The following is a 17,744-nucleotide window of genomic DNA, read 5'->3' on the forward strand; positions in this document are numbered from 1 at the left end:
CGCTGCACACCGACCACTGCCCGAAGAATGCGCTCGAGAGCTTCGTGCTTCCGCTCATCGCGGCATCGGAGACGGAGGTCAAGGCGGGGCGCAACCCCATCTTCCAGTCGCACATGTGGGACGGCTCGGCCGTGCCGCTCGCCGAGAACCTCGAGATCGCGCAGGACATGATCGCCCGAACCAGCGCCATCCACGCCATCCTCGAGGTCGAGATCGGCGTCGTCGGCGGAGAAGAAGACGGCGTGAGCCACGACATCAATGAGCACCTCTACACAACCGTCGACGACGCGATCGCGACGGTCGAGGCTCTCGGGCTCGGAGACAAGGGTCGCTACATGGCGGCACTCACTTTCGGCAACGTGCACGGCGTCTACAAGCCGGGCAACGTCAAGCTCCGCCCCGAACTCCTCAAAGAGATTCAAGACGGCGTGCAGGCCAAGTACGGAACCGGGCCGCTGCCCTTCGACCTCGTCTTCCACGGCGGCTCCGGCTCGACCGATGCCGAGATCTCCGAAGCCGTCGCGAACGGGGTCATCAAGATGAACATCGACACCGACACCCAGTACGCGTTCAGCCGCTCCGTCGCCGACACCGTGCTGAAGAACTACGACGGTTTTCTCAAGGTCGACGGTGAGGTGGGCAACAAGAAAGTCTACGACCCGCGTTCGTGGGGAAAGATCGCCGAGACGGCAATGGCCGCCCGCGTCATCGAAGCGACGAACCAGCTCGGTTCGGCCGGCAACGCCGGCAAGTAGCTCGTCACTTCCGATGGCAGACGACCGACCCACTCCCCGCTACGGCGAAATCGCACCCGAGGGGTGGGTCTGGTCGCCGCCGGCCGATCCGCACTCCGCTGAGGCCGGTTCACACGCCGCCGCCTCGGTCGAATCGCCGCAGAAGAACGCACGCACGACTGCCACCGGGGGCGCATCCAGCAAGCCCTGGCGAACCGGCGACGCGGCGATTTCGGTTGCTCTGCTCGTGCTGGCGGTGATGCTCACCTCGTCGACGGTGCCGTCGCTGTTCGGCCTGCGCAGCACGATCGACATGTTCTACGCGGATCGGGGCCTCGGCGAGTACGGGGGCGGCTCGGCCGTCGACATCGCGGGAGCGGTCGCGGCTGTGACCCAGCTCGTGCTGCTCGCAGGGGCGATCTGGCTGACGGTTCGTCTCGTCGGGCAGCGCCGACGGTCGTGGCCCGTGCCGCTGTTGATAGGCGCCCTCGCGATGATCGTGACATTCGGATGCGTGGTGTTGGCCCTCGTCGCGGACCCCGGGCTGCTGGCGAGCATCAGCGCGAGCTGACGACGTGGATCGGGGCTGCTGCTCGCCGCGATCTACTCCGAGGTCGAGGGGTCCGCGCCGGCTCGGCGACCGCCCAGCGCGCGGGCGTCGCTCTTTCCCGTCAAGTCTTTGCGAAGCTCTTTCGGCAGCGAGAAGATCAGGTCTTCCTCGGCCGTGATGACGGTCTCGATGTCGCCGTAGCCGGCCCCGGCCAGCTCGTCGAGCAGATCTTGCACCAGCACCTCGGGCACGGAGGCGCCGCTCGTGACGCCGACGGTGTTGACGCCGTCGAGCCACTCCTGTTTCACCTCGTGCGCATAGTCGACGCGGTAGGCCGCCTTGGCACCGTATTCGAGGGCCACCTCGACCAATCTCACGGAGTTGGACGAGTTCGCCGAGCCGACGACGATCACGAGATCGGCGTTCTTGGCGACCTTCTTGATGGCCACCTGGCGGTTCTGCGTGGCGTAGCAGATGTCATCGCTCGGCGGGTCTTGCAGGTTCGGGAACCGGGCGCGGAGTCGGTTGACCGTCTCCATCGTCTCGTCGACCGACAGGGTGGTCTGCGACAGCCAGACCACTTTGTCGGGATCGCGGACGACGACCGTGTCCGCCTCGTCGGGGCTGCCCACCAGCGTGGTGTGCTCGGGAGCCTCACCGGCTGTTCCCTCTACCTCTTCGTGTCCCTCGTGCCCGATGAGAAGAATCTCGAAGTCGTCGCGCGCGAAGCGCACAGCCTCGCGGTGCACCTTGGTGACGAGCGGGCAGGTCGCGTCGATGGCCTGGAGGCCGCGATCGGCTGCACCCTGAACGACGGCGGGTGACACGCCGTGTGCACTGAAGACGACGTGGGCTCCTGTCGGAACCTCGTCGACCTCTTCGACGAAGATCGCGCCGCGCTTCTCGAGCGTCTGCACGACGTGGATGTTGTGCACGATCTGTTTGCGCACGTAGACCGGGGCGCCATAGTGCTCGAGTGCTTTCTCTACGGCGACGACCGCGCGGTCCACTCCTGCACAGTAGCCGCGAGGCGCTGCGAGAAGCACCTTCTTCTCCCCGGTGACGGGGGTATCCTTTAGCCTGTTTCGTACGCCGGGAATCCTCGGCATCGGCAGACTGATAGTGGCTTGGCTCACTCCTCAATGGTAACCGTGAAAACGCGGAGGTCGGCCGTCGACTGAACCACGCGCAGGGAGCACCCGCATGACAGACGCCCCGCAGGCCGGCGCTCCGGCGACTCTGGAGAATCCCTGGCCCGTCGCCCTGCTCTCGAGCAAGATCAAGGGCTACATCGACAGACTCGGAACGGCGTGGGTCGAGGGGCAGATCACGCAGTGGGGGGTGTCGGGCTCGAACGTCTACGGCAAACTGCGCGACGTCACCGACGACGTCACCATCGGATTCACCATCTGGTCGAGCGTTCGAGGCAAGATTCCCGAAGACCTCACGCAAGGAGACCGGGTCGTCGCCCTGGTCAAGCCGAACTATTGGCTCAAGGGCGGAACGCTCACGATGCAGGTGTTTGAGATGCGTCACGTCGGGCTCGGCGACCTCCTCGAGCGACTCGAGCGGTTGCGGCGACAACTCGCATCCGAGGGACTTTTCGACGTGTCACGAAAGAAGCGGCTCCCGTTTCTTCCACACTGCGTGGGCTTGATCACAGGCAAAGACAGCGATGCCGAGAAAGACGTGCTCCGCAACGCCCAGCTGCGGTGGCCGTCCGTCGACTTTCGCGTCGTGCATGCCGCCGTGCAGGGCGATCGCACCCCGCGTGAGGTCACTGCTGCGATCCAGCAACTCGACGCCGATCCCGAGGTCGACGTCATCATCATCGCTCGAGGCGGTGGAGATTTTCAGAACCTGCTGGGCTTCAGCGACGAGAGCGTCGTGCGCGCCGCAGCCGCGGCAACCACCCCGATCGTCAGCGCCATCGGTCACGAGGCAGATCGCCCCCTGCTCGACGACGTGGCCGACCTGCGCGCGTCGACGCCGACCGACGCCGCCAAGCGGGTTGTGCCCGACGTCGCCGAAGAGCTTTCGCGGGTCTTACAAGCGCGGGCGCGACTGGGCGTGCGCGTCAATCACGTCATCAAGAACGAGATCGACCGACTGGGCCAGCTGAGAAGCCGCCCTGTCCTCGCCGGCTCGAACTGGATCACCGACGTGCGAAGCGATGAGCTCACGCGCTATGTCGCCCGGGGCAGCGAACTCGCCGTGCGGCTCGTCGAACGGGCAGACGACAGTACCCGCCAACTCGTGGCCCACCTTCGCGCCCTGTCGCCGCAACGCACCCTCGACCGCGGATACTCCATCGTGCAGGCCGACGAGGGCAGAATCGTTCGAGGCCGTTCCGACGCGCCCAGCGGTTCGCTCCTCACGATCACCGTCTCCGACGGAGCCATCCGCGCCACATCGAACGGCGCTCGCACCCCCGTCGCATCCGTCATCCCCGTCACCGCAGAATAAGATTGGAACCATGCCCTCCTCCGCGACAACACTGTCGACAGAAGACATCGACGCGCTCAGTTACGAGCAGGCTCGTGACGAACTCGTGCGCGTCGTCACCGAACTCGAACAGGGTTCATCGACACTCGAGCAGTCGCTTGCACTGTGGGAACGCGGCGAAGCGCTCGCCCGGCGGTGCGAGCACTGGCTGATCGGGGCCAAGGCGCGCCTCGATGCAGCCCGGCAATCGGTCGCCGAGTAGAGGTGGCACGCCGCGAACCGAAGGCACGCCCCATCGTGGCGGAACTCGGGCGACCTGAGACGCCTGAAGAAGCGGCGAACCGCAAAGCCCAGAACTCCAAGAACTACCGCGACAGCAAGACGATCCGAAACCTGTGGGTCGCCGTCGGAGTCACCGTCGCGATCGTCGCCGCAATCGTTTTGATCGTTCCGCGCGACGACTCCTCCCGGTTGCAGGCGATCGACTACCGGGCTGTGGCAGTCAGCGCTCAGCGCACGCTGCCCGTTCCCCTGGCCGTGCCGGAATTGCCCGACACGTGGTCGTCGAATGTCGCAGAGATCAGAACCGCCCGACTCGACGGCGTGACCTCATGGTTCATCGGGCTCATCACCCCGTCGAAGCAGTTTCTCTCGATCACCCAGGCTGTGGACGCCAACCCGAGCTGGCTCGTCACCGAATTGCGGCAGACCTCACCCAGCGGCTCGATCACGATCGACGGCATCGACTGGATCGTCTACGACAATCGCGATTCCGACAGCGATGTCGGAAACGTCAGGTACGCACTCACCACAGACTCCGGCCGCAGCACGTTCATCGTGGCGGGAACGGCTACCCCCGAAGAAGCACAGGCACTGGCGTCGACCATCACCGACGCCATCGAGCAGCAGACGACAGAGGCCACACCATGAGCGACGAATTGGCTACTCCGGAGAAGGTCTGGGCCGAGATGGTTCGAGGCAACGAGCGATTCATCAGCGGCACCCCTCGCCACCCCCGGCAAGACGTCGAGCGCCGACATCACGTCGCGGCGGGGCAGGCTCCCCGAGCGGCGCTTTTCGGCTGCAGCGACTCGCGTCTCGCCGCCGAGATCATCTTCGACAAAGGACTCGGCGACCTCTTCGTTGTGCGCAATGCCGGTCAGGTCAGTTCCGACTCCGTGCTCGGCAGCCTCGAGTACGCCGTCGCTGTGCTCGGCGTTCCTCTGATCGTCGTCCTCGGCCACGACGAGTGCGGGGCAGTGAAGGCGGCCATCGAGTCAGTCGGGCCTGACGCGCCACTCCTGCCTGTTCACATCCGCACAATCATCGATAAGATCACCCCTGCGGTGCGGGCTGCCGGTGCCGACGCTCACGAGGTCGGGCGGCTGCATCTGCGCGACACGGTTCGTGAGATTCTCGAGAATTCGGAGTTGATCACCGACGCGGTGGCGGAGGGCCGACTCGCCATCGTCGGTGCGAACTATCGTCTCGCCGAGGGCCGAGCAGTTCCCGACCTCGTGATCGGCTCCGTCTGATAACGGCATCGACGCCCTCTTCAGTCGCACACTCTCCGTCGCACACACGTTCAGACGCACGAACAACGCCCAACCGGGCGAATCCCATAGAAAGGCAGGCCACACAGTGGTGGACACAGCAACCGGAACGACCGGAACCGACGAGTTCCGGATCGAGCACGACACGATGGGCGAGGTACGCGTGCCCATCGACGCCAAGTATGGCGCTCAGACGCAGCGTGCCGTCGAGAACTTCCCGATCTCGGGCGCCGGGCTGGAATCCGCGCAGATCTCGGCCCTCGCGCGCATCAAGAAGGCGGCGGCCTTGGCGAACGCGCAGCTCGGAGTACTCGACCAGTCCGTCGCCGATGCCATCGCGTCCGCAGCCGACGATGTCATCGCGGGGTCGCTCGACGGCGAGTTCCCCATCGACGTCTACCAGACCGGCAGCGGCACCTCGTCGAACATGAACATGAACGAGGTTCTCAGTACCCTCGCGACCGCGCGCCTCGGCAGCCCCGTTCACCCGAACGACCACGTCAACGCGTCACAGTCGTCGAACGACGTCTTCCCGACTTCCGTGCACGTCGCGGTCACAAGCGCGCTCCTCACCCAGCTGATTCCGGCCCTCGATCACCTCGCTGTCGCCCTCGAAGCCAAGGCAGCGCTCTGGAAGTCCGCCGTGAAGGCGGGTCGAACCCACCTGATGGACGCAACTCCGGTGACACTCGGCCAGGAGTTCGGCGGCTACGCGATGCAGATCCGCCTCGGCATCGAGCGCGTTCAGTCGGCACTCCCCCGCGTTGCCGAGGTTCCGCTCGGCGGCACGGCCGTCGGAACAGGCATCAACACGCCCGCCGGCTTCCCCCAACTGGTCATCCGTCTGCTCGCCGAAGAGACCGGCCTTCCCATCACCGAAGCACGCGACCATTTCGAGGCGCAAGGCGCACGGGATTCGCTCGTCGAGGCATCCGGCGCCCTTCGGGTGCTCGCCGTGAGCCTCACCAAGATCTGCAATGACCTGCGATGGATGGGCTCCGGGCCCAACGCCGGCCTGGGCGAACTGCACATCCCCGACCTGCAACCCGGGTCGTCGATCATGCCCGGCAAGGTCAATCCGGTCATACCGGAGGCCGTACTCATGGTCTGCTCACGGGTCATCGGCAACGACGCGAGCATCGCCTGGTCGGGCGCCTCGGGCGCGTTCGAGCTCAATGTCGCCATCCCGGTCATGGGAACCGCGCTGCTCGAGTCGATCAGACTGCTCACGAACTCGTCGGTGCTGCTCGCCGACAAGACGGTGTCGGGGCTCGAGGCCAACCTCGACCGCGCCCGCGCCCTCGCCGAGTCATCCCCCTCTATCGTCACGCCGCTGAACCGCATCATCGGGTACGAGGCGGCCGCCAAGATCGCCAAGCATTCGGTCGCCAACAAGGTCAGCGTGCGCGAGGCCGTCATCGAACTCGGATTCGTGGAGCGGGGAGAGGTCACCCTCGAGCAGCTCGATACCGCCCTCGACGTGCTCTCGATGACGACGCCGCCCAAAGTCTGAGCGGGTCACCGGAGGTTCGTCTGTCACGAGGAGACCACGGAGAGCACCTCGACGGCACGCAGCACGACGACGAGCCAGAACGCGAGCAGCAGCACCGGTCCGAAGGCGATGCGCATGCTGCCCTGCCCACGCCGCCGAAGAAGCAGCACCGCCGAGTACGCTCCGCCGAGAAAGAAGGCGAGCGGTCACGGCCGTGACGGCGAGGAACGGCGACACGATCGACAGGCATCCGGCGATCACCACACTCAGCTTGACGTCTCCCATGCCCAGCCCGCCGAACAGATTGAAGGCGAGCATCGCTGCAGCGATGATCGCCGTGGTGACGCAGGCCGCGAGAGGCATCGTCGCCGAGGCGATGGTCGCCCAGACCCCGTCGACGAGCACTGTGACGAGCCCGGGAACGACGAGCACGTTCGGTAGGCGCCGCACGCGGAGGTCGAGGATCACGAGGCTGGGAGTGACCAGGGCGAGCCAGAGGGCAGTCGCGAGCCCCGGCGCCACCTGAACAGTCGCACAGGCGAGAACCACAAGCACGCCGACGACAACTACCTGGGCCGGATGCGCTGACCGCACGACCTCCAGCAGTCCGATGTGCTCTCCTGCGGCGGGCGGCGAGGTCATGCGCTTTACCGTAACGAGATGCGGGGCGAGCCGTCAGAAGTTATCCACAAGGCCTTCTTCTCTCGTCACGCCCCGCACAACGCTCATCAGGCCAGTTCGTTCGACTCCAGCATCTCGGTCACCAGCGCCGCGATGGCCGAGCGCTCCGAGCGGGTCAGCGTCATGTGACCGAACAGCGGATGCCCCTTCAGCGTCTCGATGACCGAGGCGACGCCGTCGTGCCGACCGACGCGCAGGTTGTCGCGCTGGGCCACGTCGTGCGTCAGCACAACTCGGGAATTCTGGCCGATGCGGCTCAGAACGGTGAGCAGTACATTGCGCTCCAGCGACTGCGCCTCGTCGACGATCACGAAGGCGTCATGCAGCGAACGTCCGCGGATGTGGGTGAGCGGCAGAACCTCGAGGATGTTGCGCTCGATCACCTCGTCGATCACGTTCTGCGACACGATCGATCCGAGTGTGTCGAAGACCGCCTGTGCCCAGGGGTTCATCTTCTCGGAGGCGTCGCCCGGCAGAAAGCCGAGCTCCTGCCCACCGACCGCATACAGGGGCCTGAACACCATGATCTTGCGGTGCTGCTGCTTCTCGAGAACGGCTTCGAGCCCCGCACAGAGCGCCAGGGCCGACTTTCCCGTTCCGGCCCGACCTCCCAGCGAGATGATTCCGACCTCGGGGTCGAGCAGCATGTCGATGGCCACCCGCTGCTCTGCTGAGCGTCCGTGCAGCCCGAACACGTCACGGTCACCACGAACGAGCCGAAAGCTCCTCTTTCCCGTGACCCGCCCCAGCGCCGAACCGCGGTCGGAGTGGATGACGAGACCCGTGTTCACGGGGATGCCGTCGACGAGGTCGGTGTCCATGCCCTCCGATTCGTAGAGCGCCGACATCTGGTCTGAGCCGAGGGTGATGTCGGCGAGTCCGGTCCATCCGGAATCGACGGCGAGCTCGGCCCGGTATTCTTCCGCGGCCAGGCCGATGGATGCCGCCTTGACGCGCAGTGGCAGATCCTTCGACACGACGGTGACATCGAGTCCGTCGTTTGCCAGGTTGAGGGCGACGGCGAGGATGCGGGAATCGTTGTCATTCAGCTGCAGGCCCGACGGAAGCACCGACATGTTGGAGTGGTTGAGTTCGACGCGCAGGGTTCCTCCTTCGCCCACGGCGATCGGAAAATCGAGCCGCTCGTGCAGCACCCGGAGTTCATCGAGGTTGCGCAGCGCCTGGCGGGCGAAGTATCCGATCTCCGGGTCGTTGCGCTTCGATTCGAGCTCGGTGATCACGATGACCGGAAGGACGACGGGATGCTCCGCGAAACGGAAGATCGCCTTCGGATCGGACAGCAGCACCGAGGTGTCGAGAACGTAGGTTCGTTCTTTCTGGCTCACGGATGCCGGTGCCGAGCTCGACGCCCGCGTGCGGGCCTCGATGTCGGCTGACTGGTGGGAATTGCGATCGGCCACGACTACTCCAACCCCGAGCGCGCACTGCACTCGGATCACTGTGGCGAGTCGGCCCCTAAGCCTTTCTCAAGTCTTTAGGTTTTCCTCGAGTCGTACTTATGTGGCCGACTCGACCAGGTGCCATACCTGATGACGTCGACGCTACGTGCCGTCTGCTTTCGACGGATGACGACACGCCCCGAATTCGGTTACGTTCATGTAAACGACGGGCCCCCGACAACTCATGACGCGGACACCGTGGGCTCAGCCGCCGAAGCGGCGATTTCTTCGCGAGTAGTCACGCAGCGCCCGGAGGAAGTCGACCTCACGGATGTCCGGACCGAGGGCCTCCATGAAATAGAACTCGCTGTGGGCACTCTGCCACAGCATGAAGTCGCTCAGTCTTTGCTCGCCCGACGTGCGGATGACCAGGTCGGGATCGCGCTGACCGCCCGTGTAGAGGTGCTCGGCGATCAGTTCCTGGTCGATGCTCGCGGCGAGGTCTTCGAGCGTGTGGCCCTGCTGCTGGTGGGCCCGGATGATGCTGCGCACGGCATCCGCGATCTCGGTGCGACCGCCGTAGCCCACCGCGAGATTGACGTGCAGCCCGGTGTGCGCGGCGGTTCGACCCTCCGCCTCGTCGAGCGCGGTGACCAGCGTCGGCGAAAGGCCGAGGTCGCTGCCCACGTGCTTGATACGCCAGTCGCGGAAATGCGAGAGGGCACCGGCCAGCTCGGCGATGATGTCGACGAGCTCGGCGAGCTCGTCTGTGTTGCGGCTCGTGAGATTGTCTGTCGACAGCAGGTACAGGGTGACGACCTGGATTCCGAGGTCGTCGCACCAGACCAGAAATTCGCGCATCTTCGCGGCCCCCGCACGATGACCGTGCGCCGCCGTGCCGAGAAGTCTCTGTTTGGCCCAGCGACGGTTGCCGTCGATGATCATCGCGACGTGGTGCGGAAGAGCATCGACCGAGAGTTCGCGCCGCAGTCGCTTCTGATAGAGGCCGTAGAGGAAGCCGCTTCCCCGGGGGTTCTCTTCGATGGACACACGGATACGCTACCTGTCTTCACAGAGAAACTCACAGCGGCGCGAACGCGCGACGCGTAGCCTGAGGTGATGGCCGCGAACGACCCCTCCCTTCTCCACGTTCCGCTCGTCGACGACGCAGCCGAGCACGATTTCGAGGTCAAGCCCACCTGGCGAGGGTGGATCCACGCCGGCACCTTCCCCCTTGCGATCGCTGCGGGGATCGTGCTCATCTGTCTCGCAGACGGAGCCGCCGCGAAGGCGGCCAGCGCCGTGTTCATGGCGACTTCCCTGCTGCTCTTCGGCAATTCCGCGCTCTACCACCGCTTCAACTGGAAGCCGCGCATGAAGCGGCTGCTCAAGCGCATCGACCACGCCAACATCTTCTTGCTGATCGCTGGAACCTATACACCGATCGCCGTGCTGGCCCTACCGCCCGAGAAAGGCATCCTGTTGTTGTGCCTGGTCTGGGCGGGCGCACTGTTCGGAATCGGCTTCCGGGTGTTCTGGATCGACGCCCCCCGGTGGCTCTACGTTCTGTTGTACCTCGTGCTGAGTTGGGCCGCCGTGATGTACCTGGGCGACCTGCTGGCTACCAATGCCGCGATGATGCTTCTCGTTCTCGTCGGCGGCCTCTGCTACACCGTCGGTGCCGTCGTCTACGCGCTCAAGCGGCCCAACCCGTTCCCCGGGCGCTTCGGCTTTCACGAGATCTTCCACGCGCTCACACTCGTGGCGTTCCTCTGCCACTGGAGTGCGATCCTGCTCATCGTGCTGAGGCCGGCCTACGGCGGCTGATCTCAGCGAGCGGCGTCGTCGGGCGCGCCCGGCGACGGGGCGTCACCGCCCACCGTGCCCTCGGCATCCAGTGCCTCGTGCGCGAGTTGTTGGCGTACCTGTTCTCGGTAGTTGACCCGGCGCACTCGTCGCACCATGTCGATCACCAGCAGAATGACGATGACCGCCACGCCGAACGTGGCGAGAAACCCGATGAACCCGGGCGTGACCGTGTCGGGGTCGAACTGCGGCTGGTCGGCGGCACGTAGCAGGCCGGTCGTCAGCGACGCGGTGAACTGGTCAAGGCTGTGCATCGTCGTCCTCGATTCCGGCGAACAGGTCCGCCTCGGGCATGCTCGTCTCAACGGTCGAGGAGATCAGCTGGTAGTCCTCGAACGGCCACGCCTTCTGCTGCAGCTCGTTGGGCCAGAAGAAGAACGAGCTGTCGGGAGAAACCTGGCTTGCGTGCGCCCGGAGCGCGTTGTCGCGCACATCGAAGAATGGGCCGGCAGGCACCTGCGTCGTGGCGAGGAAGGGGCTCTCCTTCATCCACGAACGCATCTCGGTCATGGATGCGATGAGCGGGCTCTCAGGGTCGGTCGCGACGAGTTCGTCGTGCACGGCCTTCATACGCTGGTAGCTGAAGATGCGGTCGTAGTACAGCTTCGAGACGCTCCACGGCTCTCCCGAGCCGGGGTACGCCGCGGCATCGGATGCTGCCTCCAGCGCCCGCACCGAGATCTCGTGGCAGCGGATGTGGTCGGGATGCGGATAACCCCCGTTCTCGTCGTAGGTGAGGAGCACCTGCGGCTTGAACGTGCGAATGAGTCGCACGAGAGGTTCTGCCGAGATCTCGACGGGGATCGCCGCGAAGACGTTCGCCGGTAGCGGCTCGCCCTCGTCGGGAAGGCCGGAGTCTGCGTAGCCCAACCAGCGGTGCTCGAAGCCGACGACCTTCTGCGCCGCCGCCATCTCGTAGCGGCGGAGACCCGCGATGTCACGTTCGGCATGGGGGCGCTCGGCCAAGGTCTCGTTGAGGATGCTGCCGCGTTCGCCGCTGGTGCAGCTCACCACCATGACTTCGACGCCGCGATCGAGGTAGTAGGCGTACGTCGCCGCGCCCTTGCTCGACTCGTCGTCGGGGTGCGCGTGCACGGCCATCAGGCGCAGCGTCATCGGTCTCGTCTCCTCAGCTTTGCCGATTAGCCTAGACATCTAAGCCAACACCTAAGACTAATCGCTGCTTCGAGAGGCACCCATCCGTGACGCGTGACGACCTTGCCATCCGCTACGGGCGAACGCGCGCCAACACTCGGCGCACGCGTCTCATCGCGCTGGTCACCGCGGCCGTGTTCGCCGTGGTCCTCGTGGGCTGGGTCGTCTGGGCAGGGCTCGACAACTCGAGTGCCGCGATCGAGGCGAAAGACACGCGACACACGGTCATCGACGAGCACTCGGTGTCGATCGACTTCCTGCTCACCGTGCCGAAGGGGTCCACCTCGAGTTGTGCGCTTCAGGCGCAGAGCGCGAAGTTCGCCATCGTCGGCTGGAAAGTAGTCGACTTTCCCGCCTCCGACATGGCAACGAGGGGAATCAAGGAGACCATCCGCACGACCGAGCAGTCGGTCACAGGTTTGATTTACCGCTGCTGGCTCACCTAGGCTCTTCCTCGATGCCCGGGAGATTTTCCGGGCCATATTTGCGGGCCATATCCGTACAAAGGGAGTTCCGATGGCAGACGATGCAGCCCAGGTCACGTGGCTGACCCAGGAGGCCTACGACCGCCTCACGAACGAGCTCGACCAGCTCAGCGGGTTCGGCCGCACCGACATCGCCAAGAAGATCGAAATGGCCCGCGAAGAGGGCGACCTGAAAGAAAACGGCGGCTACCACGCCGCCAAAGAAGAGCAGGGCAAGATGGAGGCCCGGATCCGCCAGCTGACCCTGTTGCTGCGCACCGCAGAGGTCGGCGAGATCCCCGAGAGCCACGGTGTCGTCGAGGGCGGCACCGTCATCACGGCCCTGGTCGCGGGCGACGAGACGGTCTTTTTGCTCGGCAACCGCGAGATTGCGGGCGACAACGACCTCGACGTGTGGAGCGAGTCGAGCCCATTGGGTCAGGCGATCATCGGCCTCAAAGTCGGCGACACGACCTCGTTCGTCGGACCGACGGGTCGCAACATCGACGTCGAGATCGTCAAGGTCGACACCTACCGCGCCTGATCAGCGCGCTCAGTCGTCGCTGATGCGCGGGTCGTAGCCGGCCTCACGCAGCATATCCAGCACCTGCTGGCGGTGCTCCGGTCCGCGCGTCTCGACGCTCAATTCGAGTTCGACCTCGCTGATCTGGAGTCCTTTGCCGTGGCGGGTGTGCAGAACTTCGAGCACGTTGGCGTTCGCCTCGGCGAGCAGCTCTGACGTGCGGGCCAGCTGCCCCGGCCGGTCGGGAAGCATGATGCGCATCTTGAGGTACCTGTCCGATGCGGCCAGACCGTAGTTGATGAGCCTCAGCATCAACAGCGGGTCGATATTTCCTCCCGAGAGGATCACGACCGTCGGGCCCGACGCGGTGACCTGCCCCGACAAGATCGCGGCCACGCCTACCGCGCCCGCGGGCTCGACGACCTGCTTGGCGCGCTCGAGGAGCACCAGCAGCGCCTTCGCCATGTCGGCTTCGGAGACCGTGATCACCTCGTCGACGAGTTCTTGCACGATGGCGAAATTGAGGATGCCCGGCTTCGCGACGTGGATGCCGTCGGCCATGGTGGGCGACGTCGTGATCTGAGTGGGCTCGCCCGCAGCGAGCGACGGAGGGTAGGCGGCCGCGTTCGCCGCCTGCACACCGATGACCCGGATGGCGCGGCGTTCGAGCTCGGCGCGTCTCTTGACCGCCGACGCGACCCCCGAGATGAGCCCGCCGCCGCCGATCGGCACGATCACCGTCTCGAGGTCGGGCACCTGGTCGAGAATCTCGAGACCGAGCGACGACTGGCCCATCACGATGTCCGGGTGATCGAATGGCGGGATGAACACCGCCCCTGTCGTCTCGGCGAACTCTGCCGCCGCCCGCAGGGCCTCTTCGACGCTGTGGCCGCGCAGCACGACATCGGCGCCATACTGCTTGGTGGCCTGCAGCTTCGGCAGGGGAACGCCGAGCGGCATGAAGATCGTGGCCGAGATGCCGAGCTCGCGAGCGGCGAAAGCGACTCCTTGCGCATGATTGCCGGCGGATGCGGCGACGACGCCCCGGGCCTGTTCGTCGACGGTCAATCGGGAGAGCCTGTTGTAGGCACCGCGGATCTTGTAGGAGCCCGTGCGCTGCAAGTTCTCGAGTTTCAGGAAAACCGGGGCGCCCAATTCGGTCGAGAGAAAACGCGACGTCTCCATGGGAGTGGGATCGACGATGCGCGACACCCGCTCGCGCGCCTCGATCATGTCGTCGAGAGCAGGGATGGTCCTGGCGTGGGGTTGCGTCAATGCGTCGGTCATTCGAGAACAATGTCTTTCGGTGTCGAGAGAGGTTTTCGCCAGTCGCCGCGGGCGATGTAGCCGATCATCACGTTGAGCACGGCCACGATCGGCACGGCGAACAGGGCTCCGGGTATTCCCGCGACGACGGATCCACCGGCAACGGCGAGCACGACCGCCAGCGGATGGACCTTGACAGCCGTTCCCATGACGAGGGGCTGAAGCACGTGGCCCTCGATCTGCTGTACGAGCAGCACGATTCCGAGCATGATCAGGGCGACCACCCAGCCGTTGTAGACGAGGGCGATGAACACGGCGAGTGCACCCGTTGCGACCGCGCCGATCACGGGGATGAACGATCCGAGAAAGACCAGCACGGCGATGGGGATGGCCAGAGGCAGTTGCAGAATAGCCGCTCCCGTGCCGATGCCGATGGCGTCGATCGTGGCGACGAGGATCTGCACTTTGATGAAGTTCTGCAGGGTGTGCCATCCGGCCTTGCCTGCGCCGTCGAGAGCGGTGCGCGCCTGGCGCGGGAAGATTCGCACGATCCACGCCCAGATGCCCCTGCCGTCGATCAAGATGAAGAGGGTCGAGAAGAGGGTCAGCAGTACCCCTGCGAAGAGTTCTGTCACCGTGGAGCCGACCGACAGAGCACCGGAGAGCAGCACCGACGAGTCGGCTTGAATGAACGACATGGCGTCGCCGATGTAGCTCGTGAGATCGCTGTCCGAGACGGTGAACGGCGGCTGCGTCAGCCAGTCACGGAGGTCTTGGACGCTCGCGACGGTCTGGTCTCGAAGGTCGCCGAACCCGGCACGCACCTGCGCCACGACCAGATAGATGAGGGCCGCGACGATTACGAGGGTGCCGAGCTCGGCCACGGCGATGGCCAACCACCTGGGCCAGCGATGAGAGACGAGCCAGTTTTTCAGCGGAACCAGGAGCGCGGACAGCAATGTCGCTATCAGGAGCGGAATGACCAGAAGACGGAGGTACGACACGAGAAAGAAGAACACCGCAAGCGCGCCGACGATGGCGAGCAGGCGCCACGACCAGGCACCCGCGATCCGCAGACCGGCAGGCACTGCAGCGTCATTCACGTCAGGCTCGGACATGTCCTCATTCTAGACGCGCTGCCCGGCGCGGGATTCAGTCACTGTCGGCGGTGCGTGGGTACCCTCGAATGCATGGCCCAGTCGCTCTCCCCCGCCCTCGCCCGTCGCGTCGCGCTGGCCGCCCAGGGGTTCGGGCGCCCGCCGACGGGCGCCGTTGCCGGCGTGCGACAGCTCGGTGCGCTGATCGATCGGCTCGGCCTGCTGCAGATCGACTCGGTGAACGTCTTCGAGCGCAGCCACTACCTGCCGGTCTTCGCCCGCCTCGGCAGCTACGACAAGGCGCAGCTCGACCGGGTCACCTACTCGCCCCGAATCACCGAGTACTGGGCGCACGAGGCCTCGTTCATTCCCGTCGATACCCTGCCGTTGCTGCGCTGGCGACAACAGCAGTTTCGCGAGCGAGCCGAGGCCGATTCCGGGTCGTGGCTCAGCGCGAACAGGCCCATGACCGCGTGGCTGCTCGCCGAGCTCTCCGCCAAAGGCCCCATGCGGGCGAGCGAGATCGAGCACGAATCCAACACGCGAAGCGGTTCGTGGTGGGGCTGGTCAGACGTCAAGCGCGGGCTCGAAACGTTGTTCGCGCAAGGAGATGTCGTCACTGCCGGGCGAACCCGCTTCGAGCGCGTCTACGCCCTGCCCGAGCAGGTCCTTCCCGCGGCGGTGCGCGAGGTGCACGTTCCGCGCGACGAGGCGATGCGCCGACTCGTCTCCATCTCCGCCCGCGCGCACGGGGTGGGAACGGCCGACGATCTCGCCGACTACTTCCGACTCAAGGCGGTCGACGCGCTCCCCGCCATTCACCAACTCGAAGACTCGGGCGAGCTGCTGCCGGTCGCCATCGACGGCTGGGCAAAGCCCGCGTGGCTTCACCGCGATGCACGGCTGCCCCGGCGAATGGATGCGACGGCCCTGCTCTCCCCGTTCGACCCGGTCGTGTGGGCGCGCGCCCGGGCGCTCCGCCTATTCGATGTGCACTACCGCATCGAGATCTATACCCCCGAGCCCAAGCGTGTGTTCGGCTACTACGTGCTGCCCGTGCTCATCGATGTCTGGGTCGTCGGCTGGCTCGACCTCAAGAACGTCCGTTCGGCGAGGATCCTGCGCGTGCGGGCATCCTGGTCTGAGGCCGGTGCGCCCGCTGAGACGGCGGCACGAATTGTGCCACTGCTGCACCAGACGATGAACTGGCAGGGCCTCGACGCCATCGAGGTGTCGCAGAAAGGCAACCTGGCCGCAGCGCTCGCGGCCGAACTTGCCGCCTAGAACTCGCCGCCGATCTTCTCGAGCCGCGCCACGCGGTCGACGATGGGAGGGTGAGTGCTGAAGAGGCGGCTGAGCATGCCGGGCTTCAGGGGATCGGCGATCCACATGTGCGACATCGACGACGACTGCCTCTGCATCGGACGCCCGTAGGCCTGCAACTTCTCGAGGGCGCTGGCGAGGGCATCCGGATGCCGGGTCGTCAACGCGCCCGTCGCATCCGCGAGGTATTCGCGCTGGCGCGAGACGGCGGCCTGCACGAGACCAGCTACGAGCGGAGCGACCAGCATGGCGACGAGGCCGAGGATGAGCACGACGGGGTTGCCCCCGCCGCCCCCGTTGTTGTTGTTGCGCCCGCCACCGAAGAAGGCGAAGCGCAGGAACATGTCGGCGATGAAACCCACGGCGACGACGAGCCCGAAGACGATCATCGACACGCGGATGTCGTAGTTGCGCACGTGGCCCAGCTCGTGGGCCATCACGCCCTCGAGTTCGGCGTCGGTCATGATGTCGAGCAGACCTGTCGTTGCGGCGACGCTGGCATGCTGCGGATCACGCCCCGTGGCGAAGGCGTTCGGCGCCGGATCGGTCACGATGTAGACGGCCGGCATGGGCGTGCCCGTGGTGATCGAGAGGTTCTCGACTATCCGCCAGAGCCGCGGATTATCGGACTTCTGGATCTGGACGGCGCCGCTGGAGGAGATCGCCTGCCTGCTGGCAAAGAAATACTGGAATACCGCATAGGCGAGGGAGATCGCCACGGTGATGACGACGATCGTCGTGTTCTGGTAGATCACGCTGGCCAGGTATCCGAGACCGCCGATGATCAGAAGGAAGACCAGGATGATGATGACGGTGTTGCGTTTGTTCCTGGCTATCGCCCGGTACATTCGGCCTCTTATTTCGAGGCTAGAACTGCACGCGCGGCGGCTCCGCGATGGCGGCGAGGTCGGCCACCTCGAAGAAGTCGCGTTCGGTGAAACCGAGTCTCTTAGCGAAGAAATTGTTCGGAAAGACGCGGGTCTTCGTGTTGAGTTCTCGCACGCCGCCGTTGTAGAAGCGGCGCGACGCCTGCACCTTGTCTTCGGTGTCGACAAGCTCGGCCTGCAACTGCAAAAAGTTCTGGCTCGCCTGCAACTGGGGATAGGCCTCGGCCACGGCGAAGATGCTCTTGAGCGCGGTCTGCATGTGGGTCTCGGCGACGGATGCGTCGACCGGGCCCCGTGCCTGCAGGGTC

At 65.4% G+C, this 17,744-nt stretch carries 20 protein-coding genes and 1 pseudogene; 11 read left to right on the plus strand and 10 right to left on the minus strand.

Translation table 11 applies throughout. The features are described 5' to 3' along the window. Both fbaA and ACE5CZ_RS07035 read left to right on the plus strand, forming a co-directional pair. Positions 1-755 (plus strand): class II fructose-bisphosphate aldolase (gene fbaA, locus ACE5CZ_RS07030; protein ID WP_374946619.1); only part of this gene is annotated, 755 nt, incomplete at its 5' end. Positions 756-768: 13 nt separating this feature from the next. Beyond that, positions 769-1,305 (plus strand): DUF6264 family protein, encoded by a 537-nt coding sequence (locus ACE5CZ_RS07035; RefSeq protein ID WP_374946620.1) that lies wholly within the window; start codon positions 769-771, stop codon positions 1,303-1,305. A 32-nt stretch (positions 1,306-1,337) separates the two neighbouring features. Here ACE5CZ_RS07035 and ACE5CZ_RS07040 read toward each other — a convergent pair whose 3' ends face one another. Then, positions 1,338-2,393 carry a 4-hydroxy-3-methylbut-2-enyl diphosphate reductase gene (locus ACE5CZ_RS07040; protein ID WP_374946637.1) on the minus strand — a complete coding sequence of 352 codons (1,056 nt, stop codon included), beginning with the start codon at positions 2,391-2,393 and terminating at the stop codon, positions 1,338-1,340. Between the two features lie 94 nt (positions 2,394-2,487). On the opposite strand from ACE5CZ_RS07040, the gene xseA reads away from it, so the two are divergent. From xseA to ACE5CZ_RS07065, 5 genes are all read left to right on the plus strand, one after another. Then, positions 2,488-3,750 (plus strand): exodeoxyribonuclease VII large subunit, encoded by a 1,263-nt coding sequence (xseA, locus tag ACE5CZ_RS07045; RefSeq protein WP_374946621.1) that lies wholly within the window; start codon positions 2,488-2,490, stop codon positions 3,748-3,750. Positions 3,751-3,760: 10 nt separating this feature from the next. After that, positions 3,761-3,991 (plus strand): exodeoxyribonuclease VII small subunit, encoded by a 231-nt coding sequence (locus tag ACE5CZ_RS07050; protein WP_374946622.1) that lies wholly within the window; start codon positions 3,761-3,763, stop codon positions 3,989-3,991. A 2-nt stretch (positions 3,992-3,993) separates the two neighbouring features. Beyond that, on the plus strand, positions 3,994-4,659 hold the full coding sequence (locus tag ACE5CZ_RS07055; RefSeq protein WP_374946623.1) for a DUF4245 domain-containing protein: 666 nt from the start codon (positions 3,994-3,996) through the stop codon (positions 4,657-4,659). Further along, a complete protein-coding gene (locus ACE5CZ_RS07060; protein ID WP_374946624.1) occupies positions 4,656-5,264 on the plus strand; it encodes a carbonic anhydrase in 609 nt (202 codons plus the stop codon). Before ACE5CZ_RS07055 ends, ACE5CZ_RS07060 begins: the two co-directional genes overlap by 4 nt. Positions 5,265-5,370: 106 nt before the next feature. Further along, positions 5,371-6,795, plus strand: coding sequence for a class II fumarate hydratase (locus tag ACE5CZ_RS07065; protein WP_374946625.1), 1,425 nt, complete (start codon positions 5,371-5,373; stop codon positions 6,793-6,795). 270 nt (positions 6,796-7,065) lie between these two features. Here ACE5CZ_RS07065 and ACE5CZ_RS07070 read toward each other — a convergent pair. The 3 genes and pseudogenes from ACE5CZ_RS07070 to ACE5CZ_RS07080 all read right to left on the minus strand — a co-directional run. Beyond that, positions 7,066-7,416, minus strand: a pseudogene (locus ACE5CZ_RS07070) (hypothetical protein); the annotation flags it as partial. 86 nt (positions 7,417-7,502) lie between these two features. Beyond that, the gene (locus tag ACE5CZ_RS07075) at positions 7,503-8,843 is read right to left on the minus strand and encodes a PhoH family protein (protein WP_374946638.1); all 1,341 of its coding nucleotides are present in this window, start codon (positions 8,841-8,843) and stop codon (positions 7,503-7,505) included. Positions 8,844-9,119: 276 nt separating this feature from the next. After that, positions 9,120-9,905, minus strand: a complete 786-nt coding sequence (locus ACE5CZ_RS07080) for an isoprenyl transferase (RefSeq protein ID WP_374946626.1) — start codon at positions 9,903-9,905, stop codon at positions 9,120-9,122. A gap of 69 nt (positions 9,906-9,974) precedes the next feature. Between ACE5CZ_RS07080 and ACE5CZ_RS07085 the strand changes: the two genes are divergently transcribed. Beyond that, positions 9,975-10,682, plus strand: coding sequence for a hemolysin III family protein (locus ACE5CZ_RS07085; protein ID WP_374946627.1), 708 nt, complete (start codon positions 9,975-9,977; stop codon positions 10,680-10,682). Positions 10,683-10,684: 2 nt separating this feature from the next. Here ACE5CZ_RS07085 and ACE5CZ_RS07090 read toward each other — a convergent pair whose 3' ends face one another. Beyond that, on the minus strand, positions 10,685-10,975 hold the full coding sequence (locus tag ACE5CZ_RS07090) for a hypothetical protein (RefSeq protein WP_374946628.1): 291 nt from the start codon (positions 10,973-10,975) through the stop codon (positions 10,685-10,687). Further along, entirely contained in the window at positions 10,962-11,837 is an 876-nt protein-coding gene (gene mca, locus ACE5CZ_RS07095) for a mycothiol conjugate amidase Mca (RefSeq protein WP_374946629.1), read from the minus strand. Before mca ends, ACE5CZ_RS07090 begins: the two co-directional genes overlap by 14 nt. 86 nt (positions 11,838-11,923) lie before the next feature. Between mca and ACE5CZ_RS07100 the strand changes: the two genes are divergently transcribed. Further along, entirely contained in the window at positions 11,924-12,322 is a 399-nt protein-coding gene (locus ACE5CZ_RS07100) for a DUF4307 domain-containing protein (RefSeq protein WP_374946630.1), read from the plus strand. A 70-nt stretch (positions 12,323-12,392) separates the two neighbouring features. Beyond that, positions 12,393-12,884, plus strand: coding sequence for a transcription elongation factor GreA (gene greA / locus ACE5CZ_RS07105; protein ID WP_374946631.1), 492 nt, complete (start codon positions 12,393-12,395; stop codon positions 12,882-12,884). A 9-nt stretch (positions 12,885-12,893) separates the two neighbouring features. Here the strand turns inward: greA and ilvA are convergent, their stop codons facing one another. Both ilvA and ACE5CZ_RS07115 read right to left on the minus strand, forming a co-directional pair. Further along, entirely contained in the window at positions 12,894-14,150 is a 1,257-nt protein-coding gene (gene ilvA, locus ACE5CZ_RS07110) for a threonine ammonia-lyase (RefSeq protein ID WP_374946632.1), read from the minus strand. Beyond that, positions 14,147-15,247, minus strand: coding sequence for an AI-2E family transporter (locus ACE5CZ_RS07115; protein WP_374946633.1), 1,101 nt, complete (start codon positions 15,245-15,247; stop codon positions 14,147-14,149). Before ACE5CZ_RS07115 ends, ilvA begins: the two co-directional genes overlap by 4 nt. Positions 15,248-15,319: 72 nt before the next feature. On the opposite strand from ACE5CZ_RS07115, the gene ACE5CZ_RS07120 reads away from it, so the two are divergent. Beyond that, on the plus strand, positions 15,320-16,510 hold the full coding sequence (locus tag ACE5CZ_RS07120; RefSeq protein ID WP_374946634.1) for a winged helix-turn-helix domain-containing protein: 1,191 nt from the start codon (positions 15,320-15,322) through the stop codon (positions 16,508-16,510). On the opposite strand, the gene ACE5CZ_RS07125 is transcribed toward ACE5CZ_RS07120, so the two are convergent. Both ACE5CZ_RS07125 and ACE5CZ_RS07130 read right to left on the minus strand, forming a co-directional pair. Then, positions 16,507-17,397, minus strand: a complete 891-nt coding sequence (locus ACE5CZ_RS07125) for a M48 family metallopeptidase (RefSeq protein WP_374946635.1) — start codon at positions 17,395-17,397, stop codon at positions 16,507-16,509. The two genes, ACE5CZ_RS07120 and ACE5CZ_RS07125, sit on opposite strands and share 4 nt — an antisense overlap. Before the next feature lie 19 nt (positions 17,398-17,416). After that, positions 17,417-17,744, minus strand: a 328-nt coding sequence (locus ACE5CZ_RS07130) for a LemA family protein (protein ID WP_374946636.1), incomplete at its 5' end; no start/stop codon positions are given.

It is taken from the genome of Agreia sp., from assembly GCF_964263775.1.
Classification (GTDB): Bacteria; Actinomycetota; Actinomycetes; order Actinomycetales; family Microbacteriaceae; genus Agreia.